We start from the raw sequence: 20045 nt of genomic DNA, 5'->3' as shown, positions 1-20045 counted from the left end.
ATTTCAGCTCGCTTGGGCTAGAGGAGGTGGGGTATTGAGAAAGTTCTTCAACAAGGCATGACCCTGCTGAGACAAGATGGATTCAGGATGAAACTGAACGCCTTCAATCGGCAGAGAGTGGTGTTTGACACCCATAATTAATCCAGGTGTGGGGTCATCCTGAGCCACGCGCGCGGTCACTTCAAGGCAAGCGGGCAGGCTGGCTTCATCAATGACCAGAGAATGATAGCGAGTGACATTCAGCGGTTGCTGTAGACCGGCAAAAACCCCCTGACCTTGATGCTCGATCCAAGAGGTTTTGCCGTGCATCACCTGAGGCGCTCTGACGACCTTGGCGCCAAAAGCCTGCCCTATGGCCTGATGCCCTAAACAGACGCCCAAAATTGGCAGTTTGCCAGCAAAATGCTGGATCGCCGCTAAAGAGATACCGGCTTCATTCGGTGTACAGGGGCCGGGAGAGATGACAAGATGGGTTGGGTTGAGTTCTTCTATCTGTTCCAGCGTCAGACGATCGTTACGTTCAACGATGACAGAGGCACCGAGTTCAGAAAAATATTGGACGAGGTTATAGGTGAAACTGTCAAAGTTGTCGATCATCAGCAGCATGGTGGGTGCATCCTGAAATTGAAATAGCGAAAAAACAAGGCTCAAGGATTATACATAGATTCTTATTCAGTGCTAAGAAACCTCTGTTCTAGGCTCATGCCGCTGAGTTGGGAAGATGCATTCAATGTGAATCAGTAGCCGTCTTGTGCATTTTCAGGCAGAGGCTGTTAGGCTTAGGTTTCATCCTTATGTGATCCATAGGGTCTTTATCCTCATCCGCAAAGGTGAAGTATGGATATTTCAGCAGTTAACCCGGAAGTTTTGGTGCGCTCAACGCTGGCACAGCGTGATGCGCAAGTCCGACTTGAGGCGCAAGTGAGTGTCGTCAAGCAGGCACAGGAAGTACAAGGTGATGCCATTATGGCGCTGATGGGTTCAGTTCCAGCACCAGAAGGACGTTCAGGTCATACCATTAATGTGAGCGTTTAACTCTTCACACTGATGCTACCTGAAAAGCAAAAAAGCCCCTTGCTATGCTTGGGGCTTTTTTTGTGGATGGGGGATTTTACTCCCCCTAGGCTTAGGATGCTTGGGTTGCAGGGTGGGCTTGATCCTTGGCAATCACCTGATCTTTCAGCAGGTAGCGTGCAAAGGCAGGCAGTAACCACAGCGCGCCGATCATGTTCCAGATAAACATAAAGGTGAGCAGTATCCCCATATCCGCCTGGAATTTGATCGGTGAGAAGACCCAAGTTCCGACACCGATGGCCAGGGTGAGACCAGTAAAGCTGACCGCCTTACCTGTTGAGCGCAGCGTGTGGTAATAGGCATCTTGCAGATTCTCGCCTTCACGCAGATATTGGCTTAAACGTGAATAGATATAGATGCCATAGTCCACGCCGATACCCACCCCGAGTGCAATGACGGGCAGGGTGGCGACCTTGACGCCAATTCCAAGCTGGGCCATCAGCGCTTGGCAGAGCACCGAGGTCAATCCCAGTGGTGCGACAATACAGATCACCGCACGCCAAGAGCGGAAGGTGATCAACACCAGAGCGGCCACAACCGCGTAGACAAAGATCAGCATAAAGGTTTGTGCGCGGGCGATTTCTTCATTGGTGGCGGCTTCAATACCTGCACTGCCGGCTGCGAGCATAAAGACCGCAGCCTCAGAGTTGTTCTCGGCCGCAAAGGCCTCGATCTCGCGCGTGACACGCACCAGCGTATCGGCCTTATGATCTTCCAGATATAGAATCACGGGGAGCAGATCACACTGGTTATTGATCATCCCAGCGGGCAGGTTGCTCATGGCCTGATTCAGGACAAACTGGTTGCGTGATAAGGCCTCCCACTTCAGGTTGCCTTCATTAAAACCAGCGATCACCCTTTGGGTAATATAGGATGGCGACATAGTGCCTTGTACGCCCTCTAGATTACGCATCTGCCATTCAAGACGATCGACGGCTTCGAGTGCTTCAAAGGCAACACAACCCTGCTCGGGTGTTTCCACCATCACCACCAGCACATCCGCACTGGTCGCATAGTTGCGTGTGACATAAGCATTATCGAGGTTATAGCGTGAATCTGGGCGCAGCTCGGGCGCACCTTCATCAAGATCCCCGATTTGAAGCTGGGCACTCCCAATCAAACCCACCACACCCAAGATTAACGCGACCAGTAAAGACCAGGGCGCCACCTTCTTGTGACTGAAAAAGGAGATACGATGCCAGATGGGCGAGGTTTCTTGACGCTTGCGTTCAGCACGAATAATGCTGGTTTTACCCACGCCCAGATAAGACATGATCAAAGGCAGCAACAGTAGGTTGGTGAGGATGATCACCGCGACACCCAAGGCAGCCGCAATGGCCAGCTCTTGAATCACCTGAATATCAATAAACAACAGCGTCATAAAGCCAATGGCATCCGAGACCAGCGCCAGAATACCGGCCACATACAGGCTGCGGAAGGCCAGACGGGCAGCCATTAAGCGGCTATGACCATGTGAGGCTTCAATCGCCATCGCGTTGATGACCTGCACGCCGTGGGAGACGGCAATCGCAAACACCAAAAAGGGGACCAGCATCGAGTAGGGATCTAAGCCAAAGCCCATGAGCTTGAGAAGCCCAAGCTGCCAGACAACGGCAATCACTGAACAGACCAGTGGAATAATCGAGCTCTTGAAGCAGCGCGAATAGAGGAAGAGCAGTACAAAGGTAATCGCCAGTGCGATCAGGAAGAAGAAGCCGACTTGTGTAGCGCCATCAATCAAATCACCAATCAGCTTGGCAAAACCGATAATCCGAATTTGAAAGGTGTCATCGCTAAAACGATCACGGATTTCCTCTAAAGAATGCGAGAAGGTTTGGTAGTTCAGCGGTTGTCCATCAACCATTTCGACCAGCGGTGCCAGTACGATGGTAGAGCGAAAGTCATTCGCCACCAGAATGCCAACCTGTCCTGAACGCAGCACGTTTTCACGCAGGACTTCGAGGCTTTCTGCGCTGCCATCATAGGTATCAGGGATGACGGTGCCACCTTCAAAACCCTCTTCAGTGACCTGGGTCCAGCGCACAGCTGGGTCCCACAGAGAGCGGACTGCAGACTGATCGACGCCGGGTAGGAAGCGCACCTCGTCATAGACTTCTTGCAGGCGCTGCATATAGGCCGCGCTGAAAATATCCGCGCCCTCCTCTTCTACCGTCACGACGATGCGTACGGCATTCCCGAGTCCACGCAGGTCATCCTGACGCTCCATGAAATTCTCGATATAGGGGTGGGAGAGGGGAATCAGTTTTTCAAAACTGGCTTCGGGCTTGACTTGCACGGCTTGTGTTGCCAAGAAGATCGTGACCAGCAGCAGCAGGCCAAGCCAGAGTGGGCGCGCATGGAAAATGACACGTTCAAGCCAAGGGGCTTGGCGATCCAGTTCAGCGGTGGTTTGTTGTTCTTGTGAAGTCATCAGCGGCTTCCCTTAAAGTGAATCAGCATCTTGAGGAATCATCAGGCGATGCACGCCTGCGCGGCCAACAGCGATGATCTGCTGGTCTTGCGCGATCACGGACACCAGAGATTGGCGCTGAGGCAGTTGGAGCGCCTGGAGCTGATGTGGCTCGCCATATAAATAAAGGCCATTTTGGCCCACCAGCAGTAGGCGTTCACCCAGAATCAGCCCTGCGTTCAGTGTTTGTTCTGTTGGCGTTGGAACTTCTTCCCAGCTGGCACCGGCGCTATCGCTGATGAACAGGTGGCCGCGCAGACCAAAGGCAAAGAGCTGCTCTTCTGTGGCGATCACACCAAACAAGGAACCGTCATAGTCAACCGAGATATCTTCCCAGCTCTCACCTTGGTCTTCGGAGAGAAACACAACACCGCCTTCACCGGCAATATAGAGCCTGCCCTGGGGGTCCTGCGTGATGGCGTTAAGATGGCGGCCCTCCCAGTTGGGAATCCGGTCGCTGACCAGTGTCCAGCTTTCACCTGCATCCTCGGTCATCAGGGCCAGGTTATAACCACCCACCGCGAGCCCCTGGCTGGGTGAAAACATCAGGATATCCAGCAAAGGCGAGACTTCCTCGGCTTCCAGTGCGAAATAGAGCAGATCGAGCTGTTCTTCGAGGTATTCAATATCCACCAGATCATCCGCTTCCTGGGCCTGCTCAAGAGCCAGCTCAAGTTCAGGCAGCTTGGCTTCAGCACGCACTGGGGCGGCAGTCAGTTCATGGTGAACCAGCTCCCAGTGGCTGCCCTGATCACGGGTGCGCAGAATGATGCCTTCATGGCCAACGGCAAAACCGAGTTGATCATTGGCAAAGTCAACACCTGTGAGGTGCGCAATGACAGGCGCCTCGGCTTGCTGCCAGTCCTGTTGAGGATCTTGGAAAACGATATGGCCGCGTTCTCCTACACTGACCAGGCGCTCACCTGCGGCACTGATGTCCAGTAACAGGCTGGACGCCGCTAAGGCAGAAGGGAGAGCAGGGCGGAGGAGTTGCTGTTGTGCTGAAGCCAGGCCAGGAAAGAGCAAGCCAAGCAGCATCATAAAAACCAAACAGCGAGAGAAGAGCTGCTGCATAGAAGGTCTCCAGTTATTTTTTTTAGATGGGTCGCGAAGAAGCAGTCATCTTTGCACTCTAGCATTATGCGGGTTTGCAGACAAACGCTTGTTTTAACTTGTTGCGGCTGATCGACCTATCCTTTAGTCGAGTCAGCCAGCACCAGATGCTGCTTCAATGCGATGATGGTGCGACTTGTTGAGTTTAGCGCAGAAAAGGATTGTTTCTTTTTTCTGCACCAAAACTCGACATCGGCCCATGCCCAGGTACAAAGCGGACCGCATCGCCAAGAGGGAGAAGTTTGTTTTTGATCGAGGCGATCAATGTAGCGTGATCACCGCGAGGAAAATCAGTCCGGCCAATCGAGCCAGCAAAGAGCACATCGCCGACCTGCGCCCACTGGCTTTCTGCATCATAGAAAACAACATGCCCAGGTGTATGACCAGGACAGTGCAAGACCTCCAGCTGGCTCTGTCCTAGCTGAATGCGATCTCCTTCTTCTAACCAGCGATCTGGCGTGACTGGCTTGGCTTCAGGAAAGGAAAACAGGCGGCTTTGATCACCGAGACCATCCAGCCAGAATTGGTCTTCACGCTGGGGGCCCCAGATGGGTACGCCTGTTCTGGCTTTTAAATCTGCTGCTCCACCTGCATGATCGATATGGCCGTGGGTCAGTAATAGATAGGTAAGCTTGAGGCCACGCTGTTCCACGGCCTCCAAGAGGCGATCAACTTCACCGCCGGCATCGATGATGGCTGCTTCTTGGGTGAGATCACACCAGATCAGCGTCGCATTTTGCGCAAAGGGGGTGACGGGGAGAATTTCAAAATGTAGCACAGGCTGACTCCTGATGGCTGGGATAAAGCGATGAGACCGAAGGTGAGATCAGGCCTCTCTCTGCTGCTTCTAGACAAGATGCAGCAAAATGCAGACTCAATATTATGCTTTTTTTGTGATGTCTTCTCTAGATGTGTTTTGTGCTGACTCAGGAGATCGAAGGTGACGGCTTTTTTTCCCGCTGAATTAAGTGCCAGTATTCAACTGCTACTGATTGTGGCCGCCGCGCTGACGTCGGTGTTGACGGCCAGTTTTGGCGTGGGAGGTGGTGTATTGCTACTCGCCATTTTGGCGCTGATCTTGCCACCGGCGGCGATTATTCCGGTACATGGTATGGTGCAGCTAGGTTCGAATGCCAATCGGGCGCTGATGACCTGGCGACATCTGGATTTTAAGATGCTGCTGATTTTTGCGCCTGGCGCGGTGATGGGCGCGTGGATCGCCAGTGTGTTTTTGGTGCAGCTGCCGCTTGCTTGGCTACAGTTGATTATTGCTGGTTTTATTCTCTTTTTATGCTGGGGGCCTGCGATTCCAAGCATTGGCCTAGGTCGCTTGGGCACTTTAGCAACAGCGATCTCGACCAGTTTTCTGAGTATGTTTGCTGGGGCAACAGGGCCGTTGGTGATGGCCTTTATCAAGCAACAGCAGCAGGGGGAGCGTTTTCGTACCGTCGCCAATTTTGCTGCAGCGATGAGTTTACAGCATCTGCCCAAAGCCGTGGTATTTGGTGGTGCAGGCTTTTTATTTCAACAGTGGCTTGGCCTGATTCTATTGATGATTGCAGCGGGAGCTGTTGGCACCTGGCTAGGACTTAAGATTCTTGGACGCATGAGCGATCAGCGTTTTGCACGCATTATCCATTGGATACTGACGCTGCTGGCCATGCGTTTGCTCTGGGATGCTTATCAAGCGCTGACTGAAACCGCACACACCTTTTAAGAAGCCTGCGGCTTCTCGGCTTGTGTCGTGTGATTCGGTGCAGCATGGAGCTGGCTGAGTGTGCGTCCATCCTGACGCGCGAGCCACAGGCTGCACCCAAGCGTGATCAGCAGGATCACGACTGAGCCTGCGACCACCCCAGGCCAGGCGGCCCAACGCCAAAAGGGGTCGAGGTAAAAAGCACCGCTGCTGGCTCCGAGATAATAGAACACCAGGTAGAGGCTTGAGGCACTGGCGCGCGCTTCGGTCGCTTGGCGGCTGACCCAGCTTGAAGCATTGGAGTGACAGAAAAAGAAGCCAAAACTGCTCACCAATAGCCCAAGCAGGATACTGATCAGGCTAGGGAAGAGAGTGAGGCCACTGCCCAGTAGCATCAGGCTGATCCCCAGTGCCATACAGTAAGGTTGCGCCAGCACCAAGGCGACACGTCCAGATATACTGGCTGCCCAGGTGCCGCTTAAATAGGTCAAAAAGAGTAGGCCCAACCAGCGACTGGCGAGCTGCCAAGGCTCACCTGCTAGCAGATAGGTGATATAGCTGTATTGATTGACAAAGATAAAAAAGTTCAGCCCGCCAATCAGGTAGGCCACTAAGAGAAGCGGATGACGCAGATGCAGTCCTAAAGGACGTATAAAAGAAGACCAGCCAAAGCGTTGCGCTTGAAAATGACGTGAAGGTGGCAAGGCCCACCAGAACACGGCTAAACACACCAACGATAAGCAACCAGCAGCCAAGAAGCTCGCTCGCCAATCAAAAAGATCTGCCATCCAGCCTGAAAAAAGCCGGCCATTAATGCCTCCTAGAGAGTTGGCGGCAATATAGAAACCGACAGCCAGCGCGACGGCCTTTTTGGAGAACTCATCCCCCATATAGCCAATCGCAATGGCGGGAAGACCGCCGAGCAAAAAGCCTTGAATCGCGCGTAGGACCAAAAGACTAGGGTAGTTGGGCGCCCAGGCGAGTAAAAAGGTGACCAGTACGACGCCGATCATGGTGATTAGCATGATTTTTTTGCGCCCGAGCGCATCAGACAGGGGGCCATAAAATAGCAGCGATAAGCCGAGGGTCAGGCTTGCTAAGGCCAGAGAAGCATTGGCTTCTAAAGAAGAAATGCCAAAAATAGTTTTGAATTCAGGGAGTAAGGGTTGAGTGACATAGAGGTTACTGAAGATCATAAACGAGCCGCAGCCCAGCGCGAGCGTGGCCCGCCAAAATTCGGGTGATTTTTCTTTAATCATGGCGTTAAGTTTGGTATAAGAAATATAGACAAGAGTGATACATCAAGAGGTGTTCTCACTCTACGCCCTCTGATACAATAAGCGAAATATATCCTACCAATACTCAAGATAAGGTCATGTTATGGATATTCGTCCTTTGCGTTATCTGGTTGCTGTGGCTGATTTGGGGAGCTTTACCTTGGCGGCTGAACGTTTGGGTGTGGCCCAGCCCGCGGTCAGTATGTCCATTCGTAATATGGAAAAGCAGCTCGGCTTGTCCTTGCTTGATCGGGGTGAAAAGAAGGTGAAGCCAACAGCGGAGGGTGCGCTGCTGCTGGTGCATGCACGACGCATTCTCGATGAGGTGGAAGCCGCTGAGCTGGCGCTCAATGAGGCGCGTGGCCTGACCAAGGGAGAGGTGCGCATCGGGATTCCAAGTATGCTGGGTTCCTATTATTTTCCACCTATTCTGATGGCTTTTAAGCACCGGCATCAGAATTTGAATCTGGCCGTCTTTGAAGATGGCACGCGCAGCATCCAGAAGAAAATTCGTGAAGGTACCCTTGATGTGGGGGTGATCGTCGCTGATCGTGTGCCCCCCGATTTAGAGGCCGTTTCATTCTTACAAGAAGAAATGGTGGTCTGTGTGCCATCTGATCATCGTTTTGCTGATATGGATGCGGTGAGTTTTGCCGATTTCTTTGAAGAAGAGCTGGTGCTCTTTAAAGAAGGCTACTTCCACCGTGAGTTTATTGATCGTGTGTGCGAAAAATCCGGGCTGACTCCCAAGGTTGCGTTTGAATCCAACTTGATCCCGCTGACCAAATCCATTGTGCGCCAAGGCTTTGGCATTACTGTTTTTTTGAAAATGGTGCTCAAGGATGAACCCGATTTGATTGCTGTCCCCTTCAAAGAGCGCGTGTTTTTGAATATGTCGATTGCTTGGAAAAAAGGCGCGTACCAATCGATTGCTGATCGCGCCTTTGTTGACTTTTTGCTTGAGCATGCCGAAGTGGCCGCCAACTAGCGTCTGGCGTTGTTAGCTGTGATTTTGTGCTGGCTGTGCTTGGCGTGGTTTCAATCCATAAAGTGCAAGCATGACCAGCGCAATACAGGGTAGCATCCACAGGTTGAGCTGCTCCCAGCCCAGCCAGTGATGCAAATGCCCTGCTAGCAGACTGGCGAGGGCCGAAAACCCAAAGACAAAAAAGTCATTCATTCCTTGGACCCGAGCTTTTTCCTGAGGAGCGTAGCTTTGTGTCAGCAGGTGAGTAGCACCGATAAAGGTGAAATTCCAGCCTATGCCAAGCGCCACCAGCGCAACCCAGAAGTGCCAGTAGTCTCTGCCAAGCTGACTGACCAGAACACATCCCAGCAGCAGCCAGCATCCCGCTTGAATCACATGGCGTGTGCCAAAGCGCTGAATCAGGCGACCGGTGATAAACGAAGGCAAAAACATACCCAACACATGCCACTGAATAATGCTGGCTGTATCGTGAAAAGCATAGCCATCCTGATGCATGGCCAGGGGTGTTGCCGTCATCAGTAACACCATCACCGCATAGCCTAGACTGCCCGCGAGAATGGCTGCAACCAGCTGAGGTTGTTGGAGCAGCTGACGATAAGGTCGCCCACCCCTGGCTTGCTCCTGAGGACTTGGCTGAGGCAAGGGGAGTAGCAGAATCAGCAGTAGTGTGAGCAGATAGAGCCCAAATAGTGCGGCAAAAGCGCCCAAAAAGGGAGAATCAGGATAAAAGGCCTGTGACCAGATGGCCAAATTGGGACCAATCAGTGCCGCGAGTACGCCTCCACCCATGACTAGACTGATTGCGAGTGCAGCTTGCTGGGGAGAGCAGGCCTCGACTGCGGCAAAGCGGTACTGCTGTCCAACGCCAATGGCCATGCCCAGCAAAAAGGTGGCGCTACAAAACAATATAAAGCTGTGCTCGAGTAGAGCAAGATAGGCCAGTCCGGCACCGACGAGGCCAAGCAGGTTGCCGAGTAAAAAACCAATTTTACGGCCCATCCAGCCCATTAGCAGCGCAGCAGGTAGGGTGATGCTCATCAGCCCTAAAAACTGTAAAGCGATAGGAAGGGTGGTGTAGGCTGGTGTGGGGGCCAGCTGCTGGCCAATTAGGGCGCCAACTGAGACCAGCAGGATATTGCCGCTAATCAGCAAGGCTTGCCCGAGAGAGAGGCCCCAGACATTCAGTGGAAGCATGATTTTTCCTTAACAAAAGGCAGAGCATAGCATGGTGGTGATTTTTTATAAGTGATGTCTAATGCATGTTTGCACTCTTTGTTGATGTCTCGGGGCAAAAAAGGTGATTTTTGGTGTTTTTTTGTTAACTCGCTGACAAGCTTCATGTAGCATATTGGAATCAACTTGATTATGGATTTCTGGTCAGACTATGCCTCATCGACTTCATCAGTTGCTAGACAGCCTAGCGCACATTACCAGCTACAGGGATGTCCAGCGTTTAGAGCTGAGCCTGTTGAAAACCCTGCATGAAATCTTAAATCCACTCTCCTTGCAGTTATACAAGGTGGATGAGGCCTACCGACTATTGATCGCGCTCAGTTACCAGCCCGCCCAGTCCGATGTCGTCGAGCTGCAACCAGAGCAGGCGCAATCTCAGCCCGCTTCAGACTTGGTTCGTCGTGCCTTGCAGCAGGGGCAGCCTTGTTTTGTGCAGGCAGCGGATGCTTCCTATCTGTGTGCCTTTCCTGTAGTGGATATGCATGACATCCACTTTTGCCTATTGATCGGCAGTCAAGAACCACTGGTGGCAACGGAAGAACATCTGATCAGCAGTTTCTTTCGTATTTATCATAACTTCTGCCGCCTGCTCGAAGATGCGCAAACGGATGAGCTGACAGGGCTGCTGAATCGGAAAACCTTTGATGAGAACTTCTTACGCATCAGCCAAGAGTTGATTGATCCCAATATTCTTGCTGATGCAGATGATCGCCGCCGTGTCTTGGCCGCTAAGGTTGATCATCACTGGATGGCGGTACTGGATATTGATCACTTTAAGCAGGTCAATGACACCTATGGCCATATCTTTGGTGATGAAGTATTGATACTGATCTCGCGCTTGATGCAGCAGAACTTTCGCCGTACAGACTATCTCTATCGTTTTGGTGGTGAGGAATTTGTGATCGTCGCTCACTGTGGTGGTTTAGCAGAAGCGAAAAAGCTCTTTACACGCCTGCATCGTGCGATAGAAAGCTATCCCTTCCCTCAGGTTGGGCAGGTGACCGCCAGTATTGGTGTGGTGCAGCTGACTAATCGGCATTTGGCCTCTTCGCTGCTTGATCAGGCTGATCAGGCGCTCTACTACGCCAAAAGTCATGGTCGTAATCAGCTTCATTTTTATCAGGAGCTTTTGGATCAAGGCTTGATGAAAGAGAAGCGGCCTAAAACCGGCTCGGTGGATCTTTTTTAAGGAACCCACTTCGTCCATGAAGTGGGGTTGCTTTCAGCTGTCTACCCTAGAGTGTATCGAGTTTTAGAGCGCTTCAAGTTCCAGCCAGCGTTCCATTTTGCCTTCTAACTCTGCCTGTAAGGCTTCGAGGTCCGCCAGCTCTTGAGCGACCACTTCAGAGCTTTGCTGGTAAAAATCAGCTTGGCTGATCTTGGCTTCCTGTGCGGCAATCGCAGTTTCCAGAGCCTCGATCTCAGCGGGAAGCTGATCGAGTTCACGCTGCAACTTGTAGCTGAGCTTTTTGGTTGGTGCTGTCTCCACTTTGGGTTGTACAGCCGCAGTGGGCGCAGCTGGCGGAGACACCTCTTCTAAACGAGAGATTTGTGCCGCGCCTTTGTTGCTGCCAAGCTCTGGAAAACGCCCGCCTTGGCGTAGCCAGTCTTCATAGCCGCCAACATATTCCTTAATGCGTCCCTGCTCTTCAAAGGCCAGAATACCTGTGACCACGCTATCCAAGAAGGCGCGATCATGGCTGACCAGCAGCAGTGTGCCTTCGTAATTCAGCAGTAGCTCTTCGAGGAGTTCGAGCGTCTCAAGGTCCAGATCATTGGTTGGCTCATCCATCACCAGTAAGTTGGCAGGCTTGGCGAAGAGCTTGGCCAGCAGCAGGCGATTTTGTTCTCCACCAGAAAGCGCGCTGACTGGCTGGCGTGCTCGATCAGGCGTAAACAGAAAATCCTGTAGGTAGCCAATCACATGCTTATCGCGCCCATTAATCGTGACACTGGTGCGCCCTTCAGCCAGGTTATCCAGGACCGTTTTGCTCGGGTCTAACTGGCCGCGCAGCTGATCAAAATAAGCCACTTCAAGCTGTGTGCCGAGTTTGACTTCACCGGCTTCTGGTGTCAGCTGACCAAGCAGGATCTTGAGCAGTGTGGTTTTACCTGCGCCGTTGCGCCCCAAAAGACCGATCTTGTCACCGCGCTGGATACGCGTGCTGAGATCGCGAATGACGGGTTGATCACCATAGCTGTGTGAGACATTTTTCAGTTCAACGACCAGCTTGCCTGATTGTCCGGCCGCTTCGAGCTGAATATCTGCCTTACCCTGACGCTGTAAACGGGCGGCCCTTTCTTTGCGTAGTTCTTGCAGGGCGCGCACGCGGCCTTCATTACGGGTGCGGCGTGCCTTGATACCTTGACGTATCCAGACTTCTTCTTGAGCGAGTTTTTTATCAAAAGCCGCTTGATGTCGTGCTTCGACTTCAAGCTGATGAGCCTTATAGGCCAGAAAATCCTGGTAACCGCCTTCCCAGCTGATGATTTGGCCTAGATCCAGCTCCAGCATCCGTGTGGCTAGATTTTGCATAAAGGCCCGATCGTGGGTGATCAGTAACACCGCGCCATTAAAGGCTTTAATCTGTTCTTCTAACCACTGGATGGTTTCGATGTCCAAATGGTTGGTCGGCTCATCGAGCAGTAAGAGATCGGGCTCGCTGATCAAGGCTTGGGCTAAGGCCACACGACGCCGCCAGCCGCCTGACAGAGAAGCCATCTTAGCGCTGCCATCCAGATGCAGGCGTTTCAGTAGTTGTTCAACCTTCTGGCCGAGTGACCAGCCATCACAGGCATCCAGCTGATGCTGCAGGGCATCCATCTTGTCCAGATCGACCTGATCGGGTGGAAGCTGAGTGAGATGGTGAAAAGCCTCAAGAAGACGGCCAGCCTCAGCCAGACCGAGTGCGACGACCTCGTAGACATCGCGATCATCCGCAGCAGGTAAGACCTGAGGCAGGACGCCAATTTTAAGGCCGGGTTTGCGCCACAAATCGCCGCCGTCCGGCTGAATATCACCAGCGACCAGTTTGAGCAGCGAGGATTTACCGGCACCATTGCGTCCAAGAAGTGCCACCCGCTCACCCTTTTCCAGAGTGAGGTTGGCATCATTTAACAGTGGGGTTGGGCCATAGGCCAGATGAAGATGTTCAAAGCGCAGCAGTGTCATGGGAAGGAATGAATAACCTAAGCTTGCCCGATTTTTTCTCGGATACGTTTTTCGACCAGCGCCGCGAGGAGCTTGGGCTGGAATTTAGATAAGAAGTCGTCACAGCCGACCTTCTCAACCATGGCTTTATTGAAGTTGCCTGACATCGAAGTATGCAGCACAACAAATAAATCTTTGAGCTGTGGATCTTGGCGCACCGCTGTCGTCAGGCTATAGCCATCCATTTCGGGCATCTCGGCATCGGTGATCAACATCAGCAGTTTTTCAGGAACCTGCTCACCATCGGCAGCCCAGGCCTTGAGTTGATTCAGGCCGTTCTTACCGTTAGTGGCGGTATGCAGGGTAATGCCAAGGGGTTCGAGGGCTTGACGCACCTGAGAAATCGCAGTGGGTGAATCATCCACCATCAGGATTTCCATGTCCTTGGCAGCGGCCAGCAGTTCCGCTTCGAGATTGCTGGTGTCGACGAGCACCGCATAGGGGTTGATTTCAGCCAGCACCTTTTCAACATCAATGATTTCAATAATCTGCTGCTCTAGCCGCGTAATTGCGGTGAGATAATGCTGCCGACCTGTAGTGCGTGGCGGTGGCATGATGTCTTCCCAATTCAGGTTGACAATGCGATCCACCGCGCCCACCAAGAAAGCCTGCACGGTTGAGTTGTATTCAGTCACAATCAAGTTACTGGCTTCACCTGGCTGTAAGGGCGGCATACCGATGGCCTGAGCCAGATTAATGACCGGTACGGTTTGGCCACGCAGATGCGCCACGCCGACAACATGAGGATGATGGCCGGGCAGGTTCACCAGTTTGGGGAGGCGCAGTACTTCCTGTACTTTAAACACGTTAATCGCAAACAGCTGCTGACTGTGGAGTTTAAACATCAGCAGTTCAAGACGATTCTGCCCGACGAGTTGTGTGCGTGAATCAACGCTAGCTAAGACTCCGGCCATGAAAAAGCCCTCTTGGTGATTTCTTCTTTTGTTAGTGAATGCCGTTTATTCACATACTAGTGAAAAAAGAGACAACTGACCAGAAAAGGCAGGTCTTCAGTGCATATATTTTCTGAGCAGAAGCAGGTAGAAGCAATAAGAGGCTAAAGATCGCAACGCAGGTGGCGGCTGCGCCATCTGGCCCACAGCTCGTAAACAAGATGACCAACGTGCCTTATCAGTGGCAGGTTCAGCAGCCAAGCGGTTTTCTTCAAACCAGCCGCGCGCCAATAAGCAACCGAGGCGGCATAGCCAATATGCATCTGCTGCCCATCAAAGAAGTGGATGCGCCGATAAAGCTGTTCCAGTGTATAGCCTGCGGGTGGAACAAAATCGGCTTGGCTGATATCCACCAGCGCGACCTGGGGTTCAAGTTGAGGTCGCAGATGATCAATCTCACGTCGGCAGAGGCCGCAAGAAGCATCATAGTAGAGCTGAGCAGCGGGCATGTGGCTTACCTTGGCATGGCGGGTTAGAAAAACTTGAGTTAAGCTAGTGTATAAGTTTTGTTCTATTTTTGGCAAGCTTAGTTGAATCTCTCACCACGATGAGTCAAGAGGTAGCAGATGCATCTTATTATTGCAGGCGCTGGGAGTGGTATCGGTCTCGCTCTGGTGGAAAGCTGTCTGGCGGAAAAGCACTGGACGCAGATCAGCGCCCTCTATCGTCGCTCTGGTACGGCGTTGATGGCCTTGGCTGAGCAAGATCCACGTCTGGTGTGTTATCAACTGGATTTAGCGGATGACCAGCAGGTAGCAGCTTGGGCGCAGCAGTCTAGGCATCCAGTGGATTGGCTGATCAATACATCTGGGATTCTGCATGATCAGGCGCAAGATCTTCAGCCAGAAAAATCCCTGCAGCAGCTCAAGCGCCAGTCCTTGATGACCAGCCTGACGCATAATGCGCTCAATCATCTTTTGTTGCTTCAGCAGTTGCAGCCTTACTTCAACAAGCAGCGGCCTGTGGTGATTGCGTCCTTATCGGCGCGTGTGGGGAGTATTGGCGATAATCGCTTAGGCGGCTGGTATGCCTATCGTGCCAGTAAGGCGGCCTTGAATCAGCTGATGCATACAGCCGCGATTGAATTGCGTCGCACCCACCCTGGTAGTCTCTGTGTGACACTGCATCCGGGAACAACGGACACACCGCTTTCGGCCCCCTTTCAAGCACGCGTACCGGCTGCGCAGCTATTTGATGCAAGGCAGTCTGCGGCTTATCTGCTTCAGGTGCTGCGTGGTTTAACGCCGGAGCAGACGGGTGGTTTTTTTGCATGGGATGGACAGCCGATTCCCTGGTAGTGGGCGGAGATTAGAGGCCCAGTCGCTTTTTGTTGTAGGATAGCGCTTTTGATGCGAATAAAAGGAGCGCCCGTGGCAGAAGAGGCATTAGTCGATATCGGGGTGAATCTGCTGGATGCTGTTTTTGATGCTGATCGAGAAGCCGTGATCGCACGAGCGCAGGAGGCCGGTGTCATCTGGCAGATTTTAACCGGCACCCAGATCCAATGCAGTGAACAGAGCTTGGCGCTGGCGCAGCAGTATCCTCAGCAGCTGCGCTCGACAGCGGGCGTCCATCCTCATCATGCCAGTCAATGGCAGCCGGATTGGCAGCAGACTCTGACCGCTTTGCTGGCGGATCCCTGCTGTGTGGCAGTCGGGGAAACAGGCCTAGACTACAATCGCCTTTTTTCACCAGAATCAGCGCAGTTGTTGGCTTTTGAGGCGCAGCTTGAGTTGGCTGCCGAGGTGAAAAAGCCCCTTTTTTTACATGAGCGTGATGCCGCGCAGCCGATGTTAGAGCGGCTGACCAGCTGGCGCGATGATCTGGCTGGTGGCGTGTTGCACTGCTTCACTGGTGATAAAAAGGCCCTGTTTGGCTATTTGGACTTGGATCTTTATATCGGGATTACGGGTTGGGTGTGTGACGAGCGGCGAGGTCAAGAGTTGGCGACGCTGGTGAAATCCATCCCTGCTGATCGCTTGTTAGTTGAAACTGATGCACCCTGGCTGGTGCCGCGCACTATCAAACCAAAACCGAAGAAAGGGCGTAATGAGCCGGCTTTTTTGCCTTGGGTGATCGCCAAGATCGCGGCCGAGCGCGGAGAAAGCCCAGAGCGAGTGGCGGCCATCACAACGGCCAATGCGTGCCGTCTCTTCGGTCTGCCCCGCGTTGAATCCACTGACCGATTAGGAGACCTGCTGTGAGCTTTCCCACATTTATTGCGATTGAAGCGGCAACGCAGGAGCTGGACAGTCCACCCTTGTATATCGCCTGGTCCTTGCCGACCGGGCAGATTAAGCAGGCGCGAATTGCACCTGATGAGGCCTGGGCGCAAGAGGATCAGCCCCTCTGGGAGGCCGATGCCGCTGAGGCCTATGCGCCGGCTGAAATCGTGCGTGAATTCCTCTATGACCAGCAGGATGAGGTGCTGTATCTGACAGCCATGATACCGGCTGAGGCTTGGTTGAGTCGCTTGTTTGATGCTGCAGGTCAGGAGATGAGCTTTGAACTCCAGCCAGCTGCAGAGCTGATCGGTGATGCGCCCCTATGGCAGCAGACTTACCGTGAAACACTGGATTTTCTTGGTCTTGATCCAGAGCGGGCAGAAGATCAGGTCCGCGCACTGCTAGAAGTGCATGTGCTGCTGAGCGGTGAGCAGCCAGAGGCCAGCAGCGAGGCCGAAGCTGATTTCTAAAAAGCCTCTGATGAACGACTGCGCTTGTGACCTTGATCAGAGGTTTCCTAATGCGCACAACCTGATTCAGCAGATGCAGTATAGAGAGATGCAGTGAATAAAGATGAAACGCCAGTCGGGCGATGAACTCAATGAGGTGCAAGATGTTTACCGGTATTGTTCAGGGGGTTGCCCCGCTCCATTCTTTAGAGAAAAAGCCCCAGCTGCATACACTGGGTTTAGCGATTCCTGCTGCGCAGCGAGACCAGCTGACACAAGGGGCCAGTATCGCACTGAATGGGGTTTGCCTCACAGTGACCCATTGGGATGAGGATGCGGTATATTTTGATGTGATGATTGCCAGTCTGCAATTGACCAATCTGGGACAGTTGGCGGTCGGTGATCTGGTGAATTTTGAGCGTGCCGCACGCTTTGGTGACGAGATCGGCGGCCATGCTATGTCGGGGCATGTGATGGGGTGTGTCACCCTGTGCCAGCGGCATGAATTGGATGCAGACAATCTGCGTCTGGATTTTAGCCTGCCACCCCAGTGGAAGAAGTATATTTTCAATAAGGGCTATATCGGGCTGAATGGCTGTAGTCTGACCATTGCAGAAGTTCATGAGGAGCGTTTTAGCGTGTATCTGATTCCTGAAACACGCCGTGCCACGACTTTTGGTCTGTTGCCTGAAGGCAGTCAGGTGAATCTAGAGGTCGATCCACACACTCAGGTCATCGTGGATAGCGTCGAGCGGGTATTGGCGCAGCGTCAGCTTGAGGGCGTCTAGTGATGCCGCTCAATCCACCTCAGACTCACGATCTTTTTGCGCCGGATAGGATGATGCCATCTGCATCGGGCAGTGCCGTGGCGACAAGGCAACGCCCCTTTCCTGATGACTGGATGGCGGCTGGTCTGGCAGAGGAGCTGCAACAGCCCTACATCGATCAACTACGTGATTTTTTACGCGCACAGAAGCAGGCAGGTAAACAGATTTATCCACCGAGTCATCAGTGGTTTGCGGCCTTTTGGCAGACACCGCTGAGCGAGGTCAAGGTGGTGATTTTGGGGCAAGATCCCTATCACGGCCCGGGACAGGCGCAGGGGTTGAGTTTTTCCGTTCCTTCGGGGGTGCGGGTGCCGCCCTCGTTGCTCAATATTTATAAGGAGCAGGCACGTGATCTCGGGATAGAGCAGCCCGCACAGGGCGATCTGACGCCTTGGGCGCAGCAGGGGGTGTTGCTTTTGAATGCGGTTTTGACGGTAGAAGCGGGCCAAGCGGCCTCGCATCAAGGACGCGGGTGGGAAAGACTGACGGATCGCGTGCTGGAGATGATCAACCAACACGGCCAGGGTGTGGTGTTTTTGCTCTGGGGGGCTTTTGCGCGTAAGAAAGCGGCGCAGATCGATCGTCAACGTCATCTGGTCCTGGAGGCACCGCACCCCTCTCCGCTTTCTGCCCACCGTGGCTTTATCGGCTGTGGTCACTTTAGTGCCGCGAATCAGTGGCTTATCAGCCAAGGCCGCACGCCGATCAACTGGCAGTTGCCAGCCAAGCCTGCGTTGGATGGGCAGGCAGGCTGAAACACGGTCTAGCGCATCTGGACTTCACCATCGCGTAAGAAGAAGGTGACCTTGCCCAGATCGTTACGAGGAGAAAACTGAGCTTCGTCGATCTCCAAAAGCGTGCCAGGAAAACAGGTTTTACGCACATGGATCCGTGCGTGCTGCCGCTCTTTGATGTCTTCTTGGATCTTTGCCAGTCGATCATACAGGCTATTTTCCTGAGCCTGTAATTGATTACGGGCCTGCATGATCTGCTGTTTTTTCTCTTCTGTAATAGGCTTGCGCAGTTGCTTGATCTTGGCGATCAGCTCTTTCAGCTTGGATTTTTGAACTTCAATCTGCTGCAGCCTGTGGTTGATTTTGGTGGATTCCTGCTTCAGGTCCTCTGTGCCGCCCACACGAAGATGGGTTTGCACATTGGCGGGTGCCCCCGCGATTCCGATATCAATAAACTGATTGGCCTCTGCTAAACCGCCCACGATGGCGCCTTTGCCCAGCAGATGAATTTTGACGCCTGCCTTGATCTTGGAGTGGAGGATTTGCTTTTGCACGATGATCTCTTGAGCTGCTTTGACCTTGGCTTCTTGGATAAAGCGTGCTTTGACCGTGACACCAGCATGTAAATAGGCCTCTGTGGTGCTTTCGTTTGCATCCTTTAGAGGCTTGCCTCGTTCTTCTTTGGCCTTGCGGCCAATCACCCCGCCGCCGATTTCAATACTGCCACCGGCTTTGATATAGGCGGCTTCAACGAGTCCACCGACCTTGACGTCTCCAGTGACTTCGATCTTCATGCCGGGATTCACATTGCCTTTGACAAAAACACTGCCATCAAAGCGGACATGGCCTGATTTCAAACCGACTTCTTCGAGCTTGAGTACCTGTTCAACAAGCGCCCCTTTTTCATGGACCACTGGCATACCCGCGACACTGGAGAGCAGCAGGTCATGATCGTCAGGGGCCAGCCTGACGGTTTCGTCCTTGGCGGATAGGGTGATGTCCTTGCCATTGCGGCCTTTGATCGTTTTGCCTGTGACTGTCCAGCCTGTTTTGCCTTGGGTTGGAGGATGACGGCGCACCAGTGCTTGATCCGCATCAACATGGGGGAAGTCGCCCAGCTCAAAAAAGTCCACCTGCCCGTCATCGTTCATCTGCGGGCGGCGATCCATGATTTCATCAATCAGTGGCTCCAGCCAGGCATCTTCGCCATCATAGGCGCTCTCTCCGTAGGCCACGATCTGGCAAACCGGGAGCCCGGTGGTGCGCAGCTGTTGACTGGTGGCGGCTGATGTCAGTTCAGCGAGGCTTTCATCGATCAAGCCGCGTACAACATGGGCTTCCTGCAATGCCTTGCTGAGTGCTGCGCTGGTGATATCTTGACCACGACCTTGGGGCGGATGGAGTACAACGCTGGCCAGCATTTGATTGGGGCTGAGGTGGACTTCGGCGCGTGCATCGACAGGGCCACCAAGGCGCTGTTCGCAGGCCTCGCCACGGCGCATGGCATCGAGCAAGACGGCCAGAGCCGCTGATTCAATTGGATAATCCGCCGCAGGAAAGCCAGCCAGCTCCATGATTTGCGGGAAGTCTTCAGGCTCAAAGGGTTGCACCATCCCTGTGGGTTGGTGGATGGCCCAATAATCCCCTTGCTCATCTTCTTTAAAGGTGAGTCCAAGCTCTTCCGGAGTCGGAATGCTCAGCATCAGATCTGTGTCGTCTGGTTGCTGTCCCATAGATGTTCCCTTGGCTGTACGAGGCTGAGTGCACCACTGGCAGGAGTGTGTGATGTCTTCAG

The 20045-nt window shown here is 53.1% G+C and carries 19 protein-coding genes; 9 read left to right on the top strand and 10 right to left on the bottom strand.

The genetic code is table 11. The annotated features are described in order from the left end of the window. Nucleotides 1–3 precede the first annotated feature (3 nt). Nucleotides 4–606 carry an aminodeoxychorismate/anthranilate synthase component II gene (locus V6U78_RS05910; RefSeq protein WP_452312087.1) on the bottom strand — a complete coding sequence of 201 codons (603 nt, stop codon included), beginning with the start codon at nt 604–606 and terminating at the stop codon, nt 4–6. A 231-nt stretch (nt 607–837) separates the two neighbouring features. Here V6U78_RS05910 and V6U78_RS05905 point away from each other — a divergent pair, with 231 nt between their 5' ends. Beyond that, nucleotides 838–1035, top strand: a complete 198-nt coding sequence (locus V6U78_RS05905; protein ID WP_405338400.1) for a hypothetical protein — start codon at nt 838–840, stop codon at nt 1033–1035. A 91-nt stretch (nt 1036–1126) separates the two neighbouring features. On the opposite strand, the gene V6U78_RS05900 is transcribed toward V6U78_RS05905, so the two are convergent. From V6U78_RS05900 to V6U78_RS05890, 3 genes are all read right to left on the bottom strand, one after another. Next, nucleotides 1127–3505 (bottom strand): efflux RND transporter permease subunit, encoded by a 2379-nt coding sequence (locus V6U78_RS05900; RefSeq protein ID WP_405338398.1) that lies wholly within the window; start codon nt 3503–3505, stop codon nt 1127–1129. A 12-nt stretch (nt 3506–3517) separates the two neighbouring features. Continuing rightward, complete coding sequence (locus tag V6U78_RS05895; RefSeq protein ID WP_405338396.1) at nt 3518–4618, bottom strand: WD40/YVTN/BNR-like repeat-containing protein; 1101 nt, start codon at nt 4616–4618, stop codon at nt 3518–3520. A 184-nt stretch (nt 4619–4802) separates the two neighbouring features. After that, a complete protein-coding gene (locus tag V6U78_RS05890; protein WP_405338394.1) occupies nt 4803–5435 on the bottom strand; it encodes an MBL fold metallo-hydrolase in 633 nt (210 codons plus the stop codon). A gap of 162 nt (nt 5436–5597) precedes the next feature. On the opposite strand from V6U78_RS05890, the gene V6U78_RS05885 reads away from it, so the two are divergent. Next, nucleotides 5598–6374, top strand: a complete 777-nt coding sequence (locus tag V6U78_RS05885) for a sulfite exporter TauE/SafE family protein (protein ID WP_405338392.1) — start codon at nt 5598–5600, stop codon at nt 6372–6374. Here the strand turns inward: V6U78_RS05885 and V6U78_RS05880 are convergent. Then, a complete protein-coding gene (locus V6U78_RS05880) occupies nt 6371–7612 on the bottom strand; it encodes an MFS transporter (RefSeq protein WP_405338390.1) in 1242 nt (413 codons plus the stop codon). The genes V6U78_RS05885 and V6U78_RS05880 overlap by 4 nt on opposite strands. Nucleotides 7613–7733: 121 nt before the next feature. Between V6U78_RS05880 and V6U78_RS05875 the strand changes: the two genes are divergently transcribed. Continuing rightward, entirely contained in the window at nt 7734–8618 is an 885-nt protein-coding gene (locus tag V6U78_RS05875; protein ID WP_405338388.1) for a LysR family transcriptional regulator, read from the top strand. A 12-nt stretch (nt 8619–8630) separates the two neighbouring features. On the opposite strand, the gene V6U78_RS05870 is transcribed toward V6U78_RS05875, so the two are convergent. Then, nucleotides 8631–9812 (bottom strand): MFS transporter, encoded by a 1182-nt coding sequence (locus tag V6U78_RS05870; protein ID WP_405338386.1) that lies wholly within the window; start codon nt 9810–9812, stop codon nt 8631–8633. A 190-nt stretch (nt 9813–10002) separates the two neighbouring features. Between V6U78_RS05870 and V6U78_RS05865 the strand changes: the two genes are divergently transcribed. After that, nucleotides 10003–11040: a GGDEF domain-containing protein gene (locus tag V6U78_RS05865; protein WP_405338384.1), complete on the top strand. Its 1038-nt coding sequence runs from the start codon at nt 10003–10005 to the stop codon at nt 11038–11040. A 63-nt stretch (nt 11041–11103) separates the two neighbouring features. On the opposite strand, the gene V6U78_RS05860 is transcribed toward V6U78_RS05865, so the two are convergent. The 3 genes from V6U78_RS05860 to V6U78_RS05850 all read right to left on the bottom strand — a co-directional run bounded on the left by V6U78_RS05860 (nt 11104) and on the right by V6U78_RS05850 (nt 14464). Further along, a complete protein-coding gene (locus V6U78_RS05860) occupies nt 11104–13023 on the bottom strand; it encodes an ATP-binding cassette domain-containing protein (protein ID WP_405338382.1) in 1920 nt (639 codons plus the stop codon). 17 nt (nt 13024–13040) lie between these two features. Next, nucleotides 13041–13976 carry a chemotaxis protein CheV gene (locus V6U78_RS05855; RefSeq protein ID WP_405338380.1) on the bottom strand — a complete coding sequence of 312 codons (936 nt, stop codon included), beginning with the start codon at nt 13974–13976 and terminating at the stop codon, nt 13041–13043. 143 nt (nt 13977–14119) lie between these two features. Next, nucleotides 14120–14464 (bottom strand): thiol-disulfide oxidoreductase DCC family protein, encoded by a 345-nt coding sequence (locus V6U78_RS05850; protein ID WP_405338378.1) that lies wholly within the window; start codon nt 14462–14464, stop codon nt 14120–14122. A gap of 117 nt (nt 14465–14581) precedes the next feature. Here V6U78_RS05850 and V6U78_RS05845 point away from each other — a divergent pair, with 117 nt between their 5' ends. The 5 genes from V6U78_RS05845 (at nt 14582) to ung (ending at nt 18271) form a co-directional block, all read left to right on the top strand. Continuing rightward, nucleotides 14582–15313 carry an SDR family NAD(P)-dependent oxidoreductase gene (locus V6U78_RS05845; RefSeq protein ID WP_405338376.1) on the top strand — a complete coding sequence of 244 codons (732 nt, stop codon included), beginning with the start codon at nt 14582–14584 and terminating at the stop codon, nt 15311–15313. A gap of 72 nt (nt 15314–15385) precedes the next feature. Further along, a complete protein-coding gene (locus tag V6U78_RS05840; protein ID WP_405338374.1) occupies nt 15386–16219 on the top strand; it encodes a TatD family hydrolase in 834 nt (277 codons plus the stop codon). After that, nucleotides 16216–16710 carry a hypothetical protein gene (locus V6U78_RS05835; RefSeq protein WP_405338372.1) on the top strand — a complete coding sequence of 165 codons (495 nt, stop codon included), beginning with the start codon at nt 16216–16218 and terminating at the stop codon, nt 16708–16710. The genes V6U78_RS05840 and V6U78_RS05835 overlap by 4 nt, the downstream gene beginning before the upstream one ends. A 143-nt stretch (nt 16711–16853) precedes the next feature. Next, entirely contained in the window at nt 16854–17477 is a 624-nt protein-coding gene (locus tag V6U78_RS05830) for a riboflavin synthase subunit alpha (RefSeq protein ID WP_405338370.1), read from the top strand. Nucleotides 17478–17530: 53 nt separating this feature from the next. Continuing rightward, a complete protein-coding gene (ung, locus tag V6U78_RS05825; RefSeq protein WP_405338368.1) occupies nt 17531–18271 on the top strand; it encodes a uracil-DNA glycosylase in 741 nt (246 codons plus the stop codon). A gap of 8 nt (nt 18272–18279) precedes the next feature. Here ung and V6U78_RS05820 read toward each other — a convergent pair whose 3' ends face one another. Next, the gene (locus tag V6U78_RS05820) at nt 18280–19983 is read right to left on the bottom strand and encodes a DUF342 domain-containing protein (protein WP_405338366.1); all 1704 of its coding nucleotides are present in this window, start codon (nt 19981–19983) and stop codon (nt 18280–18282) included. Nucleotides 19984–20045: the final 62 nt, after the last annotated feature.

Origin of the sequence: Marinospirillum alkalitolerans, assembly GCF_045055655.1 — a bacterium.
Taxonomy (GTDB): domain Bacteria; phylum Pseudomonadota; class Gammaproteobacteria; order Pseudomonadales; family Halomonadaceae; genus Marinospirillum; species Marinospirillum alkalitolerans.
Note: the sequence above shows the minus strand (reverse complement) of the source record. Positions and strands in the feature narration are given on the sequence as shown.

Excerpts from the sequence above, each read along its gene's own strand:
- V6U78_RS05910 (WP_452312087.1), bottom strand. The coding sequence starts at position 606 with ATGCTGCTGATGATCGACAACTTTGACAGTTTCACCTATAACCTCGTC.
- V6U78_RS05905 (WP_405338400.1), top strand. The coding sequence starts at position 838 with ATGGATATTTCAGCAGTTAACCCGGAAGTTTTGGTGCGCTCAACGCTG.
- V6U78_RS05900 (WP_405338398.1), bottom strand. The coding sequence starts at position 3,505 with ATGACTTCACAAGAACAACAAACCACCGCTGAACTGGATCGCCAAGCC.
- V6U78_RS05895 (WP_405338396.1), bottom strand. The coding sequence starts at position 4,618 with ATGCAGCAGCTCTTCTCTCGCTGTTTGGTTTTTATGATGCTGCTTGGC.
- V6U78_RS05880 (WP_405338390.1), bottom strand. The coding sequence starts at position 7,612 with ATGATTAAAGAAAAATCACCCGAATTTTGGCGGGCCACGCTCGCGCTG.
- V6U78_RS05875 (WP_405338388.1), top strand. The coding sequence starts at position 7,734 with ATGGATATTCGTCCTTTGCGTTATCTGGTTGCTGTGGCTGATTTGGGG.
- V6U78_RS05870 (WP_405338386.1), bottom strand. The coding sequence starts at position 9,812 with ATGCTTCCACTGAATGTCTGGGGCCTCTCTCTCGGGCAAGCCTTGCTG.
- V6U78_RS05865 (WP_405338384.1), top strand. The coding sequence starts at position 10,003 with ATGCCTCATCGACTTCATCAGTTGCTAGACAGCCTAGCGCACATTACC.
- V6U78_RS05860 (WP_405338382.1), bottom strand. The coding sequence starts at position 13,023 with ATGACACTGCTGCGCTTTGAACATCTTCATCTGGCCTATGGCCCAACC.
- V6U78_RS05855 (WP_405338380.1), bottom strand. The coding sequence starts at position 13,976 with ATGGCCGGAGTCTTAGCTAGCGTTGATTCACGCACACAACTCGTCGGG.
- V6U78_RS05850 (WP_405338378.1), bottom strand. The coding sequence starts at position 14,464 with ATGCCCGCTGCTCAGCTCTACTATGATGCTTCTTGCGGCCTCTGCCGA.
- V6U78_RS05845 (WP_405338376.1), top strand. The coding sequence starts at position 14,582 with ATGCATCTTATTATTGCAGGCGCTGGGAGTGGTATCGGTCTCGCTCTG.
- V6U78_RS05830 (WP_405338370.1), top strand. The coding sequence starts at position 16,854 with ATGTTTACCGGTATTGTTCAGGGGGTTGCCCCGCTCCATTCTTTAGAG.
- ung (WP_405338368.1), top strand. The coding sequence starts at position 17,531 with ATGCCATCTGCATCGGGCAGTGCCGTGGCGACAAGGCAACGCCCCTTT.
- V6U78_RS05820 (WP_405338366.1), bottom strand. The coding sequence starts at position 19,983 with ATGGGACAGCAACCAGACGACACAGATCTGATGCTGAGCATTCCGACT.